Source organism: Saccharothrix coeruleofusca, from assembly GCF_014648515.1.
GTDB lineage: Bacteria > Actinomycetota > Actinomycetes > Mycobacteriales > Pseudonocardiaceae > Actinosynnema > Actinosynnema coeruleofuscum.
Window position 1 is genome coordinate 13005 of sequence record NZ_BMRG01000014.1, and the last position, 17700, is coordinate 30704.

The 17700-nt window shown below is 71.1% G+C and carries 21 protein-coding genes; 11 read left to right on the top strand and 10 right to left on the bottom strand.

Annotation, left to right across the window (positions count from 1 at the left end):
• Positions 1 to 85 precede the first annotated feature (85 nt).
• Positions 86 to 499, bottom strand: coding sequence for a hypothetical protein (locus tag IEZ00_RS26825; protein WP_189226120.1), 414 nt, complete (start codon positions 497 to 499; stop codon positions 86 to 88).
• Positions 500 to 738: 239 nt separating this feature from the next.
• Here IEZ00_RS26825 and IEZ00_RS26830 point away from each other — a divergent pair, with 239 nt between their 5' ends.
• Positions 739 to 1515, top strand: a complete 777-nt coding sequence (locus IEZ00_RS26830) for a DUF1963 domain-containing protein (protein WP_229796124.1) — start codon at positions 739 to 741, stop codon at positions 1513 to 1515.
• Positions 1516 to 1628: 113 nt separating this feature from the next.
• Here the strand turns inward: IEZ00_RS26830 and IEZ00_RS26835 are convergent, their stop codons facing one another.
• Both IEZ00_RS26835 and IEZ00_RS26840 read right to left on the bottom strand, forming a co-directional pair.
• Positions 1629 to 2261 (bottom strand): response regulator, encoded by a 633-nt coding sequence (locus IEZ00_RS26835; RefSeq protein WP_189226121.1) that lies wholly within the window; start codon positions 2259 to 2261, stop codon positions 1629 to 1631.
• The gene (locus tag IEZ00_RS26840; protein WP_189226122.1) at positions 2258 to 3382 is read right to left on the bottom strand and encodes a sensor histidine kinase; all 1125 of its coding nucleotides are present in this window, start codon (positions 3380 to 3382) and stop codon (positions 2258 to 2260) included. The genes IEZ00_RS26835 and IEZ00_RS26840 overlap by 4 nt, the downstream gene beginning before the upstream one ends.
• 154 nt (positions 3383 to 3536) lie before the next feature.
• Here IEZ00_RS26840 and IEZ00_RS26845 point away from each other — a divergent pair, with 154 nt between their 5' ends.
• The gene (locus IEZ00_RS26845; RefSeq protein WP_189226123.1) at positions 3537 to 4115 is read left to right on the top strand and encodes a VanZ family protein; all 579 of its coding nucleotides are present in this window, start codon (positions 3537 to 3539) and stop codon (positions 4113 to 4115) included.
• Between the two features lie 115 nt (positions 4116 to 4230).
• Here the strand turns inward: IEZ00_RS26845 and IEZ00_RS26850 are convergent, their stop codons facing one another.
• The gene (locus tag IEZ00_RS26850) at positions 4231 to 5256 is read right to left on the bottom strand and encodes an aromatic ring-hydroxylating oxygenase subunit alpha (protein WP_189226124.1); all 1026 of its coding nucleotides are present in this window, start codon (positions 5254 to 5256) and stop codon (positions 4231 to 4233) included.
• A 356-nt stretch (positions 5257 to 5612) separates the two neighbouring features.
• Here IEZ00_RS26850 and IEZ00_RS26855 point away from each other — a divergent pair, with 356 nt between their 5' ends.
• Positions 5613 to 6341 (top strand): flavin reductase family protein, encoded by a 729-nt coding sequence (locus tag IEZ00_RS26855; protein WP_189226125.1) that lies wholly within the window; start codon positions 5613 to 5615, stop codon positions 6339 to 6341.
• A gap of 67 nt (positions 6342 to 6408) precedes the next feature.
• On the opposite strand, the gene IEZ00_RS26860 is transcribed toward IEZ00_RS26855, so the two are convergent.
• Together IEZ00_RS26860 and IEZ00_RS26865 are read right to left on the bottom strand one after the other, a co-directional pair.
• Entirely contained in the window at positions 6409 to 7053 is a 645-nt protein-coding gene (locus IEZ00_RS26860; RefSeq protein WP_189226126.1) for a TetR/AcrR family transcriptional regulator, read from the bottom strand.
• A 416-nt stretch (positions 7054 to 7469) separates the two neighbouring features.
• Complete coding sequence (locus IEZ00_RS26865; RefSeq protein ID WP_189226127.1) at positions 7470 to 8375, bottom strand: LysR family transcriptional regulator; 906 nt, start codon at positions 8373 to 8375, stop codon at positions 7470 to 7472.
• 180 nt (positions 8376 to 8555) lie between these two features.
• Here IEZ00_RS26865 and IEZ00_RS26870 point away from each other — a divergent pair, with 180 nt between their 5' ends.
• From IEZ00_RS26870 to IEZ00_RS26880, 3 genes are read left to right on the top strand one after another with little or no spacing between them, the layout of a single operon-like run.
• Positions 8556 to 9341: an HpcH/HpaI aldolase family protein gene (locus IEZ00_RS26870; RefSeq protein ID WP_189226128.1), complete on the top strand. Its 786-nt coding sequence runs from the start codon at positions 8556 to 8558 to the stop codon at positions 9339 to 9341.
• Entirely contained in the window at positions 9338 to 10297 is a 960-nt protein-coding gene (locus IEZ00_RS26875; protein ID WP_189226129.1) for a cyclase family protein, read from the top strand. Before IEZ00_RS26870 ends, IEZ00_RS26875 begins: the two co-directional genes overlap by 4 nt.
• Positions 10298 to 10348: 51 nt before the next feature.
• Entirely contained in the window at positions 10349 to 10960 is a 612-nt protein-coding gene (locus tag IEZ00_RS26880; RefSeq protein WP_189226130.1) for a cysteine hydrolase family protein, read from the top strand.
• Positions 10961 to 11090: 130 nt separating this feature from the next.
• Here the strand turns inward: IEZ00_RS26880 and IEZ00_RS26885 are convergent, their stop codons facing one another.
• Positions 11091 to 11618, bottom strand: a complete 528-nt coding sequence (locus tag IEZ00_RS26885) for a cupin domain-containing protein (protein WP_189226131.1) — start codon at positions 11616 to 11618, stop codon at positions 11091 to 11093.
• Positions 11615 to 12463: an SDR family oxidoreductase gene (locus tag IEZ00_RS26890; protein ID WP_189226132.1), complete on the bottom strand. Its 849-nt coding sequence runs from the start codon at positions 12461 to 12463 to the stop codon at positions 11615 to 11617. The genes IEZ00_RS26885 and IEZ00_RS26890 overlap by 4 nt, the downstream gene beginning before the upstream one ends.
• A 111-nt stretch (positions 12464 to 12574) precedes the next feature.
• On the opposite strand from IEZ00_RS26890, the gene IEZ00_RS26895 reads away from it, so the two are divergent.
• From IEZ00_RS26895 to IEZ00_RS38180, 5 genes are all read left to right on the top strand, one after another.
• Positions 12575 to 13165: an isochorismatase family protein gene (locus IEZ00_RS26895; protein WP_189226133.1), complete on the top strand. Its 591-nt coding sequence runs from the start codon at positions 12575 to 12577 to the stop codon at positions 13163 to 13165.
• 8 nt (positions 13166 to 13173) lie between these two features.
• A complete protein-coding gene (locus IEZ00_RS26900) occupies positions 13174 to 14082 on the top strand; it encodes an alpha/beta fold hydrolase (protein ID WP_189226134.1) in 909 nt (302 codons plus the stop codon).
• Between the two features lie 3 nt (positions 14083 to 14085).
• Positions 14086 to 14637 carry a TetR/AcrR family transcriptional regulator gene (locus IEZ00_RS26905; RefSeq protein ID WP_189226135.1) on the top strand — a complete coding sequence of 184 codons (552 nt, stop codon included), beginning with the start codon at positions 14086 to 14088 and terminating at the stop codon, positions 14635 to 14637.
• Between the two features lie 156 nt (positions 14638 to 14793).
• On the top strand, positions 14794 to 14958 hold the full coding sequence (locus IEZ00_RS26910; RefSeq protein WP_189226136.1) for a hypothetical protein: 165 nt from the start codon (positions 14794 to 14796) through the stop codon (positions 14956 to 14958).
• A gap of 429 nt (positions 14959 to 15387) precedes the next feature.
• A complete protein-coding gene (locus IEZ00_RS38180) occupies positions 15388 to 15915 on the top strand; it encodes a class I SAM-dependent methyltransferase (RefSeq protein WP_373293209.1) in 528 nt (175 codons plus the stop codon).
• Here the strand turns inward: IEZ00_RS38180 and IEZ00_RS26920 are convergent.
• On the bottom strand, positions 15894 to 16733 hold the full coding sequence (locus IEZ00_RS26920; RefSeq protein WP_189226138.1) for a helix-turn-helix transcriptional regulator: 840 nt from the start codon (positions 16731 to 16733) through the stop codon (positions 15894 to 15896). The genes IEZ00_RS38180 and IEZ00_RS26920 overlap by 22 nt on opposite strands.
• Before the next feature lie 20 nt (positions 16734 to 16753).
• Positions 16754 to 17700 (bottom strand): aldo/keto reductase (locus tag IEZ00_RS26925; RefSeq protein ID WP_229796127.1); only part of this gene is annotated, 947 nt, incomplete at its 5' end.

The following is a 17700-nucleotide window of genomic DNA, read 5'->3' on the forward strand; positions in this document are numbered from 1 at the left end:
CGACGCTCCGCTCCCGCACCCGATGCCCGACCGGTCCGAGCGCGGCATGGGAGGACACCGTGGATCGGTGATGACCGGACTCGGTTCACGGTGCCGGGTGGTCGGCCCACCGTCCCCTCTTCGGCGCGGTGAACCACTCGGCGGCGCGGCGGGCGAGGTCTTCGACGGACGACCCGTCCGCCGGGTGGACCAGACCGTCTGGTCCCGACAGGTCGATCAGGGCTTCCTCAGCCCTCACCCCACCGTCCCAGTTGAGGCAGGACGGACTCCAGCCGCCGCGAATGCCGCGCTCGTCGAAGTCCAGGCGCAAGGTGTCGCGCACAGCGCGGTCCTCGATCGAGTCCAGGGACACCAGGAGCCAGGGGGTGCCGTCGTCATCGGCGTGCAGCCAGTAATCCAGTCCGGGGACCAACCCGTTCAACGACATCGCGAAGGCGAGTTCGGCCTCCGTCGCACCACCCTCGCGCTGCCCGCCCCAGTCGATCTCCGCAGTGGTCACCGGCCCAGCGTAACCGCCGCTGCCTGAGCCGACGTGCGCTCGCCCGCATGTGCGCTGATGCGGTTGGTCGAGAGCCGCGACGCGACCGGTCCGGACGTGCCGTTGAGGTCGGCGGTCGTGGTCCACTTTGGACATACCGGAGGTCCGACAGGAGGTCAGCGCCACTGGACAGCCGAGCGGCGGTTCGGTGACCGTGGACCGATCGCGGCACCGTCTCCGACTGGTGGCACGATCGCGGGATGACGCCGATCGACGAGCACACCGTCGCGGAACTGGCCGGGGAACACGGTGTCCCCGATGAGGTGGCACGGGAGTTGGCGGGGCTGTTGCGGCCTTGCGTCCTGCTGGTGCGGTACGAGGACCTGCCGGAGGCAGGCCGGGCGGGCACCCGGCCTGCCGCGCGGGCGGGAGGACTGCCCCGGCTGCCGGAGGGCGTCGGGTGGCCGAACGGGACGGTTCCCTTCGTGCTGGAAGTCGACTGCGCCGCCTTGGCCCGCCACCACCTCGACATCGGCCTGCCGCCGGACGGGCAGCTGCTGTTCTTCACCACCTTCGTCTACGAGCCGGAGGACTCCGTCGTCCTCCACGTCCCCGCCGGCGTCCCGACCGAGGAGCGCCCGTGGCCGGAGGGGGTGGACGCCGCGCAGAACGCGCCCTACGAGTCGCACCCGCTGTACGCCGTGCCCGGACCGACCATCGACCACGACTGGCGCGCCGCACCGGCGGTGGAGGCGTTCCGAGCCGGAGGTTCCGACCGGGACGAGGCGGTGGAGAACCTCGTGAAAGCGATCGTGGCCGGCGTTCACGGCGAATCAGCACCCCACGCCGTCGCGCAGATCGGCGGCTTCTCCAACCAGTGGCAGGTGCCACCCGACCAGGACGGCCTGGTGCTGCTGGCCCAGCTGGACGGGAACGCCGTCGACCACCGGCTGTACACGCTGAACCTGGTCGTGGGCACCAGGGAGGACATCGCCACCGGCCGTTGGGGAGATCTCCGGTGCGAACAGCAGTACTGAGCCGGTCCCGGCCTCGTGCCGCTTGAGAAATCGTCGTCGCGGACAACTCGCCACGAGCGCGAGGGCTCGCGCGTGAGGTCGGCGTCGAGGCGGATCACCAGCGACGGCCTGCCTCATCCCTCGGCGTCGAGGAGACCCGATTCCCACGCCCAGGCGGCGATCTCCACGCGGTTGCGGGCGCCCAGCTTCGCCTGGACGGCCGCCAAGTGCGTCTTGACCGTGCCCACCGTGACGTGCAGGGCGTGCGCCACCTCGGCGTTCGTGCGACCGCGTGCCACCAGCAGCACCACGTCCAGTTCCCGGCGGGAGAGCGGCATGTCGCGGGGCTCGGGGCGTCGGCCCGCCAGTTGCCGGAGCAGGCGCACGGTGATCGCCGGGCTCACCAGCGCCTCGCCCGAGGCCGCGGCGCGGATCGCCTCCACCAGCAGGGCCGCGCCCGAGGTCTTGAGCACGAAACCGGACGCCCCGTGGCGCAGGGCTTCGCGCACGTGCTCGTCGTCGTCGAAGGTGGTGACCACGACGACCTTCGGGCCGCTGATCCGGCGCAGCGCCGTCAGGCCGTCCATGCGGGGCATCCTGAGGTCCATCAGCACGACGTCCGGTGCGATGTCCCGCGCCAGCGCCACGGCCTGCACGCCGTCGACGGCCTCGCCCACGACCTCGATGTCCGGTTCGGCGGAGAGGATCATGCGGAAGCCGGTGCGGACCATCGCCTGGTCGTCGGCGATGAGGACGGTGATCGTCATGCGTCCTCCCCGACCGGCAGGCTGGCCTCGACCGCCCAGCCCTCGCGCGGGGCCGGCCCCGCGGACAGGGTGCCACCGGCCGCGACGACGCGTTCGCGCAGGCCGCGCAGACCGAACCCGCCGGAGTGCTCGGGAGCGGGACGGCCGTTGTCGATCACGCGGACTTCGAGGTGGCCGCCGGTGCGGTGGACCGACACCTCGACGGCGCTGGCACCGTGCGCGTGCTTGCGCGCGTTGGTCAACGCCTCCATCACCACGCGGTAGGCCGCGGCGGAGGTGTCGGGGCGCACGTCGGTGAACGGACCGCGCACGTCGAGCCCCACCAGCAGGCCCGACGTGCGGCGGAAGCTCTCCACCAGGGTCGGCACCTCGACGACCCCTGGTGCCCGGTCGTCGGCGGCGTCGCGCAGCAGGCCGACCATGCGGCGCATGGCGTCCACCGCCTCGGTGCCCGCGTGCTCGATCTCCCGCAGCGCGGACAGCACGAGTTCGGGGTCGGTGCGGGCGACCGCCGCCGCGCCTTGGGCGTGCACCACGATCCCGGCGACGTGGTGGGCGACGAAGTCGTGCAGGTCGCGGGCGAACTCGGCGCGTTGCGCGGCGCGGGCGCGCTCCACCTGCCGGGTCCGGGCGACGGTGGCCGAGCGCGCCACCAGACCGGCCGTCACGGCGACCGCGACGCCGAGCGCCAGCACGAGCACCCCGACCGTCGTCCGCAGGTCTTCGGCGTCGCCCCGCAGCGGCTGGGCCAGGACGGACACCGCCAGGACGGGAGCCGCGAGGGCCGTCCACCGGGGCTCTCCCCGCCACACCAGCAGGGCGAGCACGCCCAGCGCGGCAGCGGTCGCGGACAGCGTGAAGGGCATCTCCACCGTCTGGTCGTGGCGGGTCGTCCACCACATGCCCGCCGCGCAGGCGGCCTGCGCCGCCGCGAGCGCGGGCAGACCGCGCGGGCCCGGCCAACCGGCGCACAAGGCCACCGCCACCATCGCCACCGCCCACGGCAGGCGCGTGTTGCCCTGACCGCTGAACTCGCCCAGCCACAGGTCGACCACGCCCAAGGCGGCCAGCGCGCACGCGGCGGCCAGCCGAGGGACTGCTGCTCGCAGGAAGAACCGCACCCGGCCAGCGTAAGGACCGGACGCGATCGGCGGATCGCTCGCAGGAGGGTCTGCCGAAAGGAGGAGGTGGGCCCGCAAGACCCGCCTGAGGACGGAGGTCCGCGCGGCGCGCTTCGGCGCACGCTGGCGTCGAGTCCAGTCAGGAGGTCCGCAGGTGTGGGATGACGTCGGTTACGCGGGTGTGGGGATCGAGTCGTGGTACGTGCTCGTGCCCGCGCTCGCGCTGTGGGGCGCGGTGCTCGTGGCGCGTGCGGTGCGCGGTCGGCCGGGGTGGACGGGGCGCCACTGGGTGCTCCGGGCGGCGGTCGGAGCGTACGCAGCGGGGGTCGTGCACTTCACGCTGTTCCCGATCGACGTGCAGCGGGGCCCGCATGCCAACCAGGCCGCGTGGTACGAGCAGGTCAACTGGTTCCCGCTGCTGACGGCGGACGTGCCGTCGTTCGTGCTCAACGTGGTGATGCTGGTGCCGTTCGGCGTGCTGCTCCCGCTGGTGTCGTCGGCAGCGGCGAGCGCGGGGCGGGTGGCTGTGCTGTCACTGGCGGTCAGCGCCTCGATCGAGGCGGCGCAGCTGCTGATCTACGTGGTGGCGCGCAGCGGGCGCAGCGTCGACATCAACGACCTGCTCGCGAACACGCTGGGCGCCGTGCTCGGGTACCTCCTGATCAAGTCCCTGCCCGCGCTGCGGCGCACCGCGCTGCCCGGCTCGGCGGCGTCGCGCGCCTGGCCGTGCTGACGCGCGGGCGGCGGGTGCCGTGTACGAGCGACACAAGTGCGTACAGGCACCCGCCGAGCACCGCGTCGAGGTGGCGGAAGTCCACCGCGACGACGCCTGGGCTTGGACAATCGGGTCAGTTCACGAAATCGGCGGAGGGGTGCGATCGCGGATAGGTCCGCAGGTATTCGAAGAAGCGAGCGAGCACTCGATCGCCACGAGTGAGGTTTCCCGGGGTGTAGTGCATACCGGCGAAGACCGGCAGGTCCTCGCTGGCGATCGACATCTCCAGGTCCAGGACGTAGTCGAGGAACTCGTTGGTCCGCTCCGGCGTCTCCCCCGGCTCCGGTCGCGCGCAGATCGTGTAGAACACGGTCGTCTGACCGGGCGTCGGGATGCCCATCCAGGAGGACCACCCGAACCAGCGGCCGTCGACCGTTCCGTTCTGGTGGAACAAGTTCGTCCCGTGGATCTCCGGACGAATGTCGAGAACGACCCCGGCCGGCGTCAGCGCATGCATGGGGAAGGTGGCCGAGTAGTCCTGCCAGGTGGCCTCCTCGTACGGATCGTTGCGCATCTCGAACTGATGCAACTCGGTGACGTGCAGCAGATCGGGGGTGTTCGCGCAGACGACCCAGGGGTCGACGGAGAACCGATCGGGGAAAGTTCCCGACCTGAGCACCAAGGAATCTTCCGGATAGTCGAAGTCCGGCACCGAGAAGCGCGGCTCCGAGCCGTTGTAGGCGAAGACGACGCCGTACCGCTCCACCGCCGGGAACCGGTAGAGCGAAGCTCGCGGCGGGACCGGGTCTCCGGACGGGAGGTGCGCACACCGCCCGCTCTCACCGTCGTACTCCCAGCCGTGGAACGCGCACCGGATGTTGCCGGAGTCGGTGACCTGCCCGATCGACAGGTCCGCTCCCACGTGCAGGCAGTACGCGCTGAACACGCGGATATCCCCGTGCCGATCGCGTGAAACGATCACGCGCCCGTCGAGGAAATCGCAGCCGTGCACGCCCCGCTCCGGGACGTCGGAGCTCAGGCAGACCGGGAACCAGGTCTCACTGAAAACGCCCCCGTCACCTTCCGCCGGTATTCCCCTCCCCCTGAGCCGACGCTGCGGAACTGTCTCACGGGCTTGCTTCCCCTGCGTTGTCGTCACTTGCGCGCTCCTATCCTCGGTTTGCGCTTTCCGCGTTCAGGACACGCACCCGCCACGAGACGGGCGTGGTGACCTCTTCTTGCCGCAGCGACGTCTAGAGTCTAAGCTCTAGAGCAACCGGCGGTCAACCGCTCCCTCTCGGCGAGGAGGCTTCTTTGCCAACACCGAGCTTTCCCGTAGTTGTGACAGCGAGCTGGACCGCAGCACGTCACGTGCTGGCCCTGGAAGTGAGCTCGGATTCAGAACACACACTGCCGAGTTGGACTCCCGGCAGTCACGTCACGATTCACACCCCTGCCGGTTCCTGTTCCTTGTCGCTGTGCGGCCGACCGGCCGACGATCGTTGGCGACTGGGTGTGAGGAATCGCGAGGACGGAGCCGCGCGGTGGCTGCACGACAATGCCGCGGTCGGCACCTCCCTGACGGCAGGCCCGCCGTCGAACACGTTCGAGATCGACCCGACCAGTGACAACCATGTTCTGATCGCCGGCGGCGTGGGGATAACGCCGATACTCGCCATGGCCCTCGAACTCGCCGAGCGAGGGGCGTCCTGGCACCTGCTGTACATCGGCTCGTCCCGCCAGGAAATGGCTTTCCTGGAGCACCTCCGGGGTGTCCGGGAGAGGGTGACCGTGTGGGAGACGGCGTCGCGCGGAAGACCGGACGTCCCCGCTGTGGTGAGCGAGTGGATCCACGGGGCGTCAACCGCCCTCTACTGCTGCGGACCGGCCGGGCTGGTCGAGTCGGTCTCCGGCGATTTCTCGGGCCGGGACGACGTGCGAGTCCTTTCCGAGCGCTTCACGGCCACCACCGAGCTGGGCGGGAGTTTCGAGGTCGAGCTCAATCGGTCCGGCGGCAGGATCAGGGTTCCCGACGGCGTGAGCGTCCTGGACGCCCTCGAAGAGCGGGGAATCGACATACCGTGGTCCTGCCGGGCCGGTATCTGCGGGACGTGCGAAACTCCCCTGATCGCCGGGCGAACCGACCACGGGGACAGCCTCGTCGGCACGACCCGCGCCGACGACGTCTGCTTCCCCTGCGTGTTCCGCGCAGCCGACGACGACGTCATCGTGCTCGACATCTAGCTGCGGAAGCCGCACTCGGCGTTGCCCGTGCGGACCCCACCAGCCTGAAGTTGTCGATGGTGGACAGCTAAGAGCGCACCCGTCGCGCTCCGCTGATCACCTCGCTGGCGGCGATCCGCCCGATCTCGGACGTGACCTCGCCCGCGAAGCTGTCAGTCAAATGCGGCTCCACGATCGAGAACGCCTGACGGGCACCCTCTTCCAAGTGGTCGTGCCCGGCCGCTCGTTCCCCGTAGACCGTTCCCAGGTACTGCCACCAGCCGACGAACACCACCGCGGTGGTCGCCGCGCAGCGCGCGACAGCGCTCGCCGCGAGATCGGGCCGCCGAAAGTGCCCGGACGCTCGCAGTTCCTCGAACAACGCGATCAGGCGGCCGGTCCCCCACGACAGGGACTCCCGGTGCCGCGAAGCGATGGCGGGGCTCATGTGCGCCAGAGTCGTCGAATCCGCGAAGATGAAGCGGAACCGCTGGATTATGTCCAGAGAAACCACGTATACGCGAGCTACCCCGGCGGCCGTCGCCGGCGAATCCCAGGATCCATTCGCGCGCACCTCGTCGGTCATCCGGGAGTACAGCTCGGAGGCAATCTCCTCCTTGTTGCGGAAGTGGTAGTACAGGTTTCCGGGACTGATTCCCAGCTCTTTTGATATCTGGTTCGTGGTGACGCAGTCGAAGCCGTTCTCGTTAAACAGCCGGAGGCTTTCGAGCACAATCCGCTCCCTATTGCCCACCATGACCTCCAGTGCGGAATCCCGGCTCCGTGCCGACGGTCGCGCGCAGCCACGACCGCCCCGGTCCCACGGGCCACCCGAGGTTCGTCCACCTCGCGGCATCGGATGACCCGAACGCACTGCATCCTACCGCTGCCGCCGCGGCGCCCGCGCCGCTCGCCGTGAATTCGCGGACGAGGTGTTATTGCGGATTCCCCCTTCCCGGCCCGGCGCCGCGGTGATCCCGACCAGCGCGGCGGTTCGGGGTCGAGTTCCCAGGCGAAATACGCCGACGCCGCCTTCAGGATCTCGTTCGCCCGCGCGACTCGCGCACTTCGCGTTCGAGGTCGGCAACAGCGACAGGACCACTCGGTCGACGGACCCGCCTGCGGCTCGACCTGGCGGGCACGACGTCGTCATCGTCTGGTGGGCTGGGGGAACTGCCGGTGTGCCCGGTCGAGGACCCGGTCGATCGGGGTTTCGTCGCGGCGGTCCCGGCGCCAGGTCAGGTAGGTGACGATGGTGGGTTGGGGATCGTGCAGGGGGCGCAGCACGACCCGTTCGCCGTGCGGTGCCGAGAAGTGGCTGTGGTCGTGCCAGGAGGCGGGCACGAATGAGCAGTGCGTCCCGTCGGACAGCAGCATCAGCAGTCCGTCCTCGACCGCGGCGTTGACCTGGTCCACCAGCGGAAGCATCACCAGGTAGGGGTGGAGGACGTCGGGGAAGGTCCAGGGGTCGATGTTGGTGGCCAGGCGCAGTCCGACGATGTCGGCGGGTCGGACCCGATCGAGGCGGTGGAAACGCGGCGTGTCCGGCAGCGCGATCACGAAGCGCTCCTCGAGCAGCGGGAGCTGTTCGAGGTCCTCGTCCTCGCGGAGCTGGTGCCACACCAGGCCCAGCTCGATCTCTCGGGAGCGCAGCGACTCGACCTGCTGGCGCGAGTCCAGCGGGCGCAACGACAGGGACGACCGCCCGACTGCGGGGCGGATGGTGCGCGCGAGGAGCGATTCGCGGAAGTCCGCGGGCAACGAGCGCACGCCCACGCGGATGGGGGGCGCGTGCGCGGTGCGGAACATCGTGTCGACGAGGTCGAACTCGGCGACGATGGCGCGTGCGCGAGGCAGCAGCGCTTGGCCCGCCGCGGTCAGGGTCGCCGGGCGCGTCGAGCGGTCGAAGAGGCTGACGCCCAGCTCGGACTCCAGTTCCCGGACGCGCTCGCTGACCCTGGACGGCGCCAGGTGCAGCTGACGGGCCGCGGCGGTCACGCTGCCGGTCCGCGCGAAGGCGAGGAAGACCTGCATGTGGACGAGCTGGGGCTTCATGTCGGTCTTCCGCGCCCACCGCGGTGGGGTGGGGTGGACACAAGTTTCGACAATACAGAAAGTCCGTCGTTTGTTCCGGATCTACCGTCAAGTGGTCGACACGCTGTCGGCACCACGGTCGAGCACAGGCACGACCTGCGGTGATGACGCGCCGAACATGATCATTGACAGGAGCGACGCATGCTGGCGAACCGACCTCGGCGCATCCGCGCGGCCTGGGAAGCGGGAACCACCGCCTACGGGGTCGCGGTTCAACTGCCCAGCCCCGACGTGGTGGAGATCGCGGGGCAGGCCGGGCTCGACTACGCCTGGATCGACGCGGAGCACGGGTCGTTGTCGCTGGCGGAGATCCGCGAGTTGATCCGCGGTGCGGACGCCGTCGGGATCGACGCGATCGTGCGTGTGGCCGACCACGACCCGTCGTTCATCCAGCGCGTCCTCGACCTGGGTGCGGCCGGGATCATGGCCGCGCACGTGTGCACGCCCGCGCAGGCGTCCGCGCTGGTGGCGGCGGCTCGCTACGCGCCCGCCGGACGGCGAGGGGCCTGTCCTGCGGTGCGGTCAGTCGGGCACGTCACCACCGACTGGGCGGGTGACCGGCGGCGCGCCGACGACGACGTGCTGGTCTTCGGGCTCATCGAGGACCTCGAAGGGGTGGAGAACGTGGAGGCCATCGCGTCGCGATCGGGCGTCCACGGACTCGTTTTCGGCCCGTTCGATCTGAGCATGGCTTGTGGTCTTGACGGTGACGTGGCCCATGACGAGCTTCGGAAGATGCACGACCGCGTGGTTCGCGCCTGCCGTGACGCGGGCATCGAGTACGTGGTCGCGAACGCGGCATGGGAGTTCGACGGGCTCGCGACCACCGCCTCGCGGACCGTGACCCTCGCCGGTGATCGAGGTGTGCTGTTCGACGGGCTGCACCGGTTGCTGGCCTCGGCGCAGCCACGGGGGGCGCGTCGATGAGCGGCGAGGGCACGGACCTCGCCGAGGGCGAGGTGCTCGACTTCTTCACCTCGCTGTCCAACTGGGGTCGCTGGGGCGACGACGACCGCTTGGGCACGCTGAACCTCATCACCGACGAGGTCCGCGCGGCGGCCGCCGCGTCGATACGCACCGGGCGGGCGGTGTCGCTCTCCCGGGACATCGACCCCCGCGCCCCGGACCCCCTGGCGTCCGGCAACTCCGTGGTGCAGCGGTTCACCGGGACCAACGAGGTCGAGGAGCACTTCGGGCGGCCACTGCGGTTCGACGCGGTGACCGAGTTCGTCGGCATCGCCGCGCACGGCTCGAACACCCACGTCGACGGCCTGGCCCACTACTCGTGGGACGGTCGCAACTACAACGGCTTCCCCGCCTCGGAGACCACCTCGCTCGGCGGAGCGCGACGGCTGTCGGTCCACCACGCCGCCCACGGCTTCCTCACTCGGGGCGTGCTGCTGGACATCGCGGCGCTGCACGGCGTCGACTGGCTCGAGCGCGGCCAGCCGGTCACCCCCGACGACCTCACCGCCGCGGAACGACGTCAGGGCGTCACGGTGCGGCCCGGCGACGCTCTGCTGGTGCACACCGGCAACGTGGCCAGGATCTTGCACGAAGGACCCGACGCCGTCGGCCCGGCGGCCCGGCAGGCCGGACTGCACGCGAGCTGCCTGCCGTTCCTGCGCGAACGTGACGTCGCCGTGCTGGGCAACGACGGCGTGCAGGACGTGCAGCCGTCCGGCTACGGCCCGGACCTCACCCGGCCCGTGCACACGGTGGGCCTGGTCGCCCTCGGCCTCTGGCTCATCGACAACATGGAACTCACCGAGCTCGCCGCGGTGTGCCGCGGCGAGCACAGGTGGGAGTTCTTCTTCGCCGCCTTGCCGTGGCGCATGGTCGGGGTCACCTCCAGCGCAGGCAACCCCGTCGCGATCTTCTGACCACCACCGGGGAAGACCCCGCGTCGCCTTCCTCCGAAAGGACTCCTGCCCGTGTCCACTACGGCAGTTCTCGTCGTCGACATGCAGAACGGGTTCCTGCACCCGGAAGGGTCCCTCTCCCGAGCCGGGATGGGCCTGCCGGACGCCGAGCCCGCCATCCGCGCGACCGAGGGCCTGCTCGCCTCCGCTCGCGCGTCCGGCCTGCCCGTCCTCTACACCCGACACGTCATCAGCGAGGGCGGGCCCGAGATGTCCCCCCGGTGGCGCGAGGCCGCGGCACCGGTCCTCGCCGTCGAACCGCGGATGCTCAGCCACGGCAGCTGGGACGCCCGGATCATCGATCGGCTCGCTCCGGCGGTGGACGAGGTCGTCGTCGACAAGAACCGTTACGACGCCTTCCTCTACACCGACCTCGAAGACGCGTTGCGCGGACTGGAAGTCGAACGACTCCTGGTCGCCGGCGTCCTGACCAACGTGTGCGTCGAGTCCACCGTGCGCTCCGCGCTCGAACGCGGCTTCGACGTCGCGGTGGCCAGCGACGCCACCGCCGCCTACGACGGGTTCAAGGCACCCTCGCTCGTCGCGATGAGCGCGCTGTTCGCGACCGTCGCGCCCTGGTCCGAACTCGTCCCCGGTCCCGATGTCGAGGAGACATCCGCATGATCGGGAACGGGGCTGAGGTCGTCACCGGTGTCAGCGGCGGGATGCGGGTGCGGCACCCATGACGACGTCGGCCGAGGGACCGGCTGCGACTTCGGTCGCTGCTGCCCGGAACGGGCTCCGCCGGTGGCCGTCACAGCATCTCGGTGCGGTACTCCGGGGCCAGTGCGATCGCCCGCTGCCCGCGCTCGGCCAGCTCGTCGTCGGTGAGCTGCGGCGGGGGTGCGTCCTTGCTCGCGACTTCGTCACCGACGCGCCGGAAGAACTCGTCCTGGCCTGCGGGGGCGCACACGCAGAGCATGCGGGCGGGTGCGCCGGAGACGTTGCGGAAGTTGTGCGGGGCGTTGGCCGGGACGTTCACCGCGGACCCGGCCTTCACGACGCGCTTCTCGCCGCGGAAGGTGAACTCGATCTCGCCTTCGAGGACGGTGAACATCTCCTCGAAGTCGTGCCGGTGCGGGGGCGGGCCGCCGCCGTCGGGCACGCGCATGTCGATCAGGCAGTACTGCCCGTTGGTCTGCTCACCGGTGATGAGCACGGTGTAGGTGTTGCCTGCGATGGAGAGGTGAGTGGCACCGGGGGCGTCGGGGTGGGCCACCGTCAACGACCGGGTGAGGTCGTCGTCCGGGATGGCGGGTCCGGTGTGGTCGTCGGTGGTCATGCCTGGCTCTCCTCCTGGGCGAGTTCTTCGAAGTAGGCGCGCAGCGAACGGGGTTCGCGCCCGAGAGCGGCGCGCAGGGGCAGGGGGTTGGCGGTCAGTCCGATGCGGTCGTAGTGCTCGAACATCGCCCGCATCGGCGGTGGGGTGCCGGGGCCGGGCTCGGCGCGCTCCGCCCGGACCGGCCTGCCGGCCACCTCGGTGATCAGGGCGGCGACGTCGTGGCGGGACAGCTCGCCCGGCGCGGCCAGGTCGAAGGTTCCCGACAGCAGGTCGTCGCCGCTGAGCGCGCGGGCGGCGACCTCGGCCACGTCGCGGTAGTCGACGCGGGAGAACCGCGTGTCCGCGGACCACGGTTCGGCCAGCACGCCGGTGTCCACAGCGGACCGCCAGCCGCGCCGCAACATCTGGAAGTACAGCACGGGGTGCAGGAAGGTGAACTCCAGGCCGGCGTCGAGGACCGCTTCCTCCACCGGCGCCTTCGCGGCGTGGTTGATCAACGCCGACAGCACCGGGTGCACCACGGAGGAGAAGACGATCCTGGTGACGCCCGCCGCCACCGCGTCCGCCACGAACGCGCGGCCGATGTCCGCCTCGTGCCGGGCGAAGGCCGGTGCGATGTAGAAGGCGCGGTCGACGCCCGCCAACGCCTTCCGCACGCTGTCGCGGTCGGTCAGGTCGGCCACGGCGACCTCCTCGGCGCCCCTGCTCAGCACGCCTGCGGCCTGCTCCTCCCGGCGGACCAGCCCGCGAACGCGGACGCCGCGCTTCGCCAGGGCGGGCACGACCAGGCCTGCGAACTCCCCGGCGGCTCCCACCGCGAGGACCTTGCCCGAGTAACCGCTCATCGCACCTCCCTGGGACGGGCTGTCGTGGACACCTCTTGCGTTGCCGAACAGCGGCGCGCTTAAACGGACGATATTCTCCGGTATGGTAGCCCCCGATGGGAAGGAGTCGTGATGGCGCTCGACCTGTTCACCCCCGAGGACACCGCGGTACTGCTGATCGACCACCAGGTCGGCACGATGAGCTGGATCCGCTCGGCCCCCGTCGAACACGTGAAGGCGAACGCCGTGGCGCTGGCCGCGGCCGCCACCGCGCTCGGCATGCCGCTGGTGCTGACCTCGTCGCTGGAGGAGCAGCGGCAGGGGCCGCTGATCGCCGAACTGCGCGACGTCGCACCGCGCGAGTACGAGTCGCGCGTCCGGCGGTCCGGGATGGTCAACGCGATGGAGGACCCGGACTTCGCCGCCGCGGTGACGGCCACCGGGCGGTCGAACCTCGTCATCGCCGGGGTCACCAACGACGTCTGCACCGTCTACCCCACGCTGAGCGCGCTGCGCGAGGGCTACCGCGTGCAGGTGGTCGCGGACGCGGGCGGGTCCATGAGCGCGGTGGCCGACGACATCGCCGTCGAACGCATGCGCCTCGCGGGGGCAGGCATCGCCTCCACCAACATGGTGCTCACCGAACTGGCCCGCGACTGGAGCTCACCGGCCGGGCAGAGCCTGATCCCCATCGTCGGCAGCCTGATCCCGCAGGGGAGCTGACCCGCGCCATGACGACCGTGCCCGGCTTCACGCGCTCCGCGATCGCCACCAACGGAACAGAGCTCAGCGTCCTGCACGGGGGCCGCGGCGAGCCCTTGGTGCTCTTGCACGGCTGGCCGCAGACCGGCGACTGCTGGCTCCCGGTCCTGCCCGCGCTGGCCGAGAGCGGTCACACCATCGTCGTGCCCGACCTGCGCGGCATCGGTCGCTCCGCCTTGAGCGACCGCGGGTTCGAGAAGGACAACCAGGTCGAGGACCTCCGCGGCGTGCTCCGCGCGCTCGGCTTGGGACCTGCCGCGCACGTGGTCGGACACGACATCGGCGGCATGGTCGCCTTCTCCTGGGCACGGCTGCACCCCGGCGAGGTGCGCGGTCTGGCTCTGCTGGACCTGGCCGTACCCGGCCTCGGCCTCGAACGGGCGATGGACGTCGCCCGCGGCGGTCGATGGCACTTCGGCTTCTTCATGGCGCCGCGGGTGGCCGAACTGCTGATCGACGGCCACGAGGACGAGTTCTTCGCGCTCTGGTACGCACAGCTGGCCGGGGACGCCAACCCGTTGTCACCACAGGAGGTCAGCCGCTACGCCGAGGCCTACCGCAGCGTGGAGCGCCTGCGGTCGAGCTTCGGCCACTACCGCACCCTGCTCGACGACGCCGAGGTGAACGCGGCCTGGGCCGCGGCGGGCAACCAGCTCACGATGCCGGTGCTGGCCGCGGGCGGGGAGCTCGCGGCAGGCGACCGGCTCGCCACGAGCCTGCGCTCCGCGGCGCCGCACGTGCAGAGCGCGGTCATCGCGGGCAGCGGTCACTTCCTGGCGGAGGAACGACCGTCCGAAGTGGTCGAGCGCCTCCTCGCGTTCCTTCGCGGGGCGAACGCATACAATGCCGGTCATGAACGCGTCGTCCCGCCGGGGTGAGCGGTGAGCCGCGCTCCGCGCAAGGACGGCATAGCGAATCGGGAAAAGATCCTCGTGGCGGCCTTGCGCACGTTGCAGCGCGACGTGACCGCGCCGATGGCGGTTGTCGCGCAGGAAGCCGGGGTGGGTGCCGGGACGCTGTACCGGCACTTCCGCGATCGCAACGACTTGCTGGCCGCCTTGCAGGTGCGGTCCATCAGCATGGTTCTGGCGCTGGTGGAGGAAATCCTCTCGCGGGACCTGTCGGGGATCGACGCGGTGCACGAGTTCCTCGTCCGCACGGTGCGGCACGGCCCCGACCTCTTCCTGTCCTACCACGGTGCGCCGAAGACGAGCGATCCGGAGTACCTGCGCCTGGAGAAGGGGGTGTGGGACGGCGTGCACGAGTTCGTCGTGCACGGCATCGCGGATGGAACGCTGCGCGCGGATTTGACCGCGCACGACGTCATCATCTTCGGCTCGCTGATCGCCGTGCCCCTCCCCGGAGTGGACGACTGGCCCGCCGTGGCGGGCCGTCAGATCGACCTCTTCCTCGCCGCCGCCCGAGCGGGCTGACGAGAGCCGCGCCGTGGCCGGGCGGCACGGCGCCGGGCCACGGCCGGATCGACCGGGTGAGCGCCATGGCCGCGGCGAGCTGTCCCCGCGCCCTCGGAACGATGGTCGGGACGGTGGATTCCGCCGGAATGACCGGGATGTCGGCCACCGGCCGCGGTGCTCACCCCCGAGCTGGTCGCCGAGGTCTTCGGGGTCCGGTCGCACCGGTGGGTCGACCCCGACACCGGGCAGGTGCACCTGGGCTTCTCCCGCCTGGCCGAGACGACCACGAACGACGACGCCGTCGCGAGCGCGGCGGGACCGGGGCAGGAGCGGGGATGAGGCGGCAGCCCGCCGTGCCGCGCAGGCCGACATCGCGAGGCCCCGGAGAGGAGAACCCGTGACCGCGACCGACCGAACCGACCCGTGGCTCGACCTGCTCACCAGGTGGGACGTCCAGCAGAGCGCCTACATCGCCGACCGCGACCGCGTGTACGAGGTGATGTTCGAGGTGCTGACCCACCTGCAGCCTGCCGAGGACCTCGTGGTGCTCGATTTGGCCTGCGGTCCGGGCGCGATCAGCAGCCGGCTGCTCGCCCGGCTGCCCAAGGCCCGGTCGGTGACCGTCGACGTCGACCCGGTGCTGCTGTCGATCGGGGAGAGCGCTGTCGCGACGTGGACGGCAGGCTGCGGTGGGTCCGGGCCGACCTGCGCGACCCGGACTGGGTCGCCGCCCTCGGTGCCGACGGCGCGGACGGCACCTTCGACGCGGTGCTGTCCAGCACGGCGCTGCACTGGCTGGACCCGGCGGTCCTGGTCTCGACCTACCGGCGCGCGTTCCGACTGCTGCGCCCCGAGGGGGTCCTGCTCAACGCCGACTACCTGCCGCACCCTCCCGGCAGCAGGCTGCGCGCGGCGCGCGACGCTGTGGCCGGAAGGCGCGCGGGACTGGACGGGGGCCTCGCACCGGTTCCACGAGGCCGCCCTCCTCGACGCCGGGTTCACCGAGGCGGGCGTGGTCTGGCAGGACCTCCAGGAACGCATCCTCGTCGGACTCCGCTAGCGGCGGACCGGGACAGCCCCGGTCCGCCGGGCACCGGGGAACGTCCAGGCGCACCCGGATGCCGCCGCGAGGCGGGAGGTCGCGGGGTTCCAGCGCGGTGCGCGGGTGCTCGGCGACGTCGATGGGAGGATCAGCCGCAGGAGCCGCGAGCGGCGCGACCCGGCATCGGCGAACACCCGCCGCGCCGGGGTTCACCGTTCGGTGGCGGCAGTCGTCAGTCGTTGAACGCCTGCTGACCGAGGACGCGGAGGAAGTCGAAGCTCTCCGCCGTGCTGGAGCCCGGCTGCGGCCGGAAGATCACCAATCGATGTCCGGTCGTGGTGCTGAGCACGACATCGCACTGCACCTCCAGTCGGCCCGCCCTCGGGTGCAGGAGGACCTTGGGGGTGGATCGCAGCGGCTGGACGCGCATGTCCTGCCAGTACTGGGCGAACTCGGCGCTGGCGTCGAGGAGGTCGTCGACCAGCCGCTGCGCGGTGCGGTCGGAGCCGAGCCGCGCGGTGGCGGCGCGGAGATCGGCCGCGTACCCGCGACCGATCTCCTCGTGCTCCTCGGGCGTGTTCAACGCACGCGACCCCGGTTCCGTGAACCAGCGCCACGTGACGTTGGCGTCCCGGCCCTCCAGCTCGGCCCAGGACCCGATGAGCGCGCGGCTCAACGGGTTCTGCGCCTGCACATTGGTGAGGTCGTCGATGACGTGGGCGGGCACGGTGGTAAGCGCGTCCAGGAGGAACATCATCGAGGGGTCGACGTAACCGCCGTGCGCGGGGCGCGCGGGCGGCGGGTAGCCCGCCAGCCGGTAGAGGTAGTCGCGTTCATCGACCGTCAACCGCAGGGCGCGGGCCAGGTTGGCCAGCAGCGCCTCCGAGGGGTGCGAGCCTTTGGACCGCTCCAGGCGCTCGTAGTAGTCCACGGAGAGGTTCGCCAGCATCGCCACCTCCTCCCGCCGCAGACCCGGTGTGCGCCTGCGGCCGCCGGGGACGAGGCCGACGTCCTCCGGGCGCAACGCCTCCCGCCGGGCGCGCAGGAAGCCACCGAGGTCGTTGTCCGCCATGAGCTGCCTTCCGACTGGGATCACTCCTGGATCGACGCCATCGCCGGGGGTGCGTAGCGCTGGCCGACGACGGCGTCGGCGGGCACGGTCTCGTCGATCTCCTTCAGGGTGGCCTGATCGAGGACGACGCCCGCCGCCGCGACGTTCTGCTCGAGGTACGTCCGGCGCTTGGTACCGGGGATCGCGGTCACGTGGTCACCTTGGGCCAAAACCCACGCCAGCGCCAGCTGACCCGCCGTGACGCCCAGTTCGTCCGCGATGGCCCGCACGCGGTCCACCAGCTGGAGGTTGTGCTGGAGGTTCTCGCCCGCGAACCGCGGCGCGGTGCGGCGGAAGTCGTTCTCCGGCAGGTCCTCGACTCCGCGCAGCCCGCCGGTGAGCAAGCCGCGGCCGAGCGGCGAGTAGGCGATGAAGCCGATGCCCAGTTCCCGGACGGTGTCCAGCACGCCGTTGGTCTCGACGGTGCGGGTGAACAGCGAGTACTCGGTCTGCACCGCCGAGAGGGGCGCGGTGGCGTGCGCGGCGCGGATCGATTCCGGCAGCGCCTCGCAGATGCCCAGGTACCGCACCTTGCCCGCGGCGACGAGCTCGCCGAGCGCTCCGAACGTCTCCTCGACGGGCACGTCCGGGTCGACCCGGTGCTGGTAGTAGAGGTCGATGTGGTCGGTGCCCAGGCGGCGCAACGACCCGTCGACCGCATTGCGCAGGTACTCCGGCCTCCCGTTGGGGCCGCCGACGATCCGCCCGGAGTCGTCGAGCGTCAGCCCGCCGAACTTGGTGGCGACGACGACCTGGTCGCGGCGGCCCGCGAGGGCGCGCCCGAGGAGTTCCTCGCCGCTGAACGGGCCGTACATGTCGGCGGTGTCGAACATCGTGACACCCAGGTCGACGGCGCGGTGCACGGTCGCGACGGACTCCGCGTCGTCAGGGGTTCCGTACATCGCGGTCATGCCCATGGTGCCGAGGC

Excerpts from the sequence above, each read along its gene's own strand:
- IEZ00_RS26835 (WP_189226121.1), bottom strand. The coding sequence starts at position 2,261 with ATGACGATCACCGTCCTCATCGCCGACGACCAGGCGATGGTCCGCACC.
- IEZ00_RS26885 (WP_189226131.1), bottom strand. The coding sequence starts at position 11,618 with ATGACCACCGACGACCACACCGGACCCGCCATCCCGGACGACGACCTC.
- IEZ00_RS26920 (WP_189226138.1), bottom strand. The coding sequence starts at position 16,733 with ATGGCGGACAACGACCTCGGTGGCTTCCTGCGCGCCCGGCGGGAGGCG.
- IEZ00_RS26890 (WP_189226132.1), bottom strand. The coding sequence starts at position 12,463 with ATGAGCGGTTACTCGGGCAAGGTCCTCGCGGTGGGAGCCGCCGGGGAG.
- IEZ00_RS26870 (WP_189226128.1), top strand. The coding sequence starts at position 8,556 with ATGCTGGCGAACCGACCTCGGCGCATCCGCGCGGCCTGGGAAGCGGGA.
- IEZ00_RS26865 (WP_189226127.1), bottom strand. The coding sequence starts at position 8,375 with ATGAAGCCCCAGCTCGTCCACATGCAGGTCTTCCTCGCCTTCGCGCGG.
- IEZ00_RS26895 (WP_189226133.1), top strand. The coding sequence starts at position 12,575 with ATGGCGCTCGACCTGTTCACCCCCGAGGACACCGCGGTACTGCTGATC.
- IEZ00_RS26875 (WP_189226129.1), top strand. The coding sequence starts at position 9,338 with ATGAGCGGCGAGGGCACGGACCTCGCCGAGGGCGAGGTGCTCGACTTC.
- IEZ00_RS26900 (WP_189226134.1), top strand. The coding sequence starts at position 13,174 with ATGACGACCGTGCCCGGCTTCACGCGCTCCGCGATCGCCACCAACGGA.
- IEZ00_RS26830 (WP_229796124.1), top strand. The coding sequence starts at position 739 with ATGACGCCGATCGACGAGCACACCGTCGCGGAACTGGCCGGGGAACAC.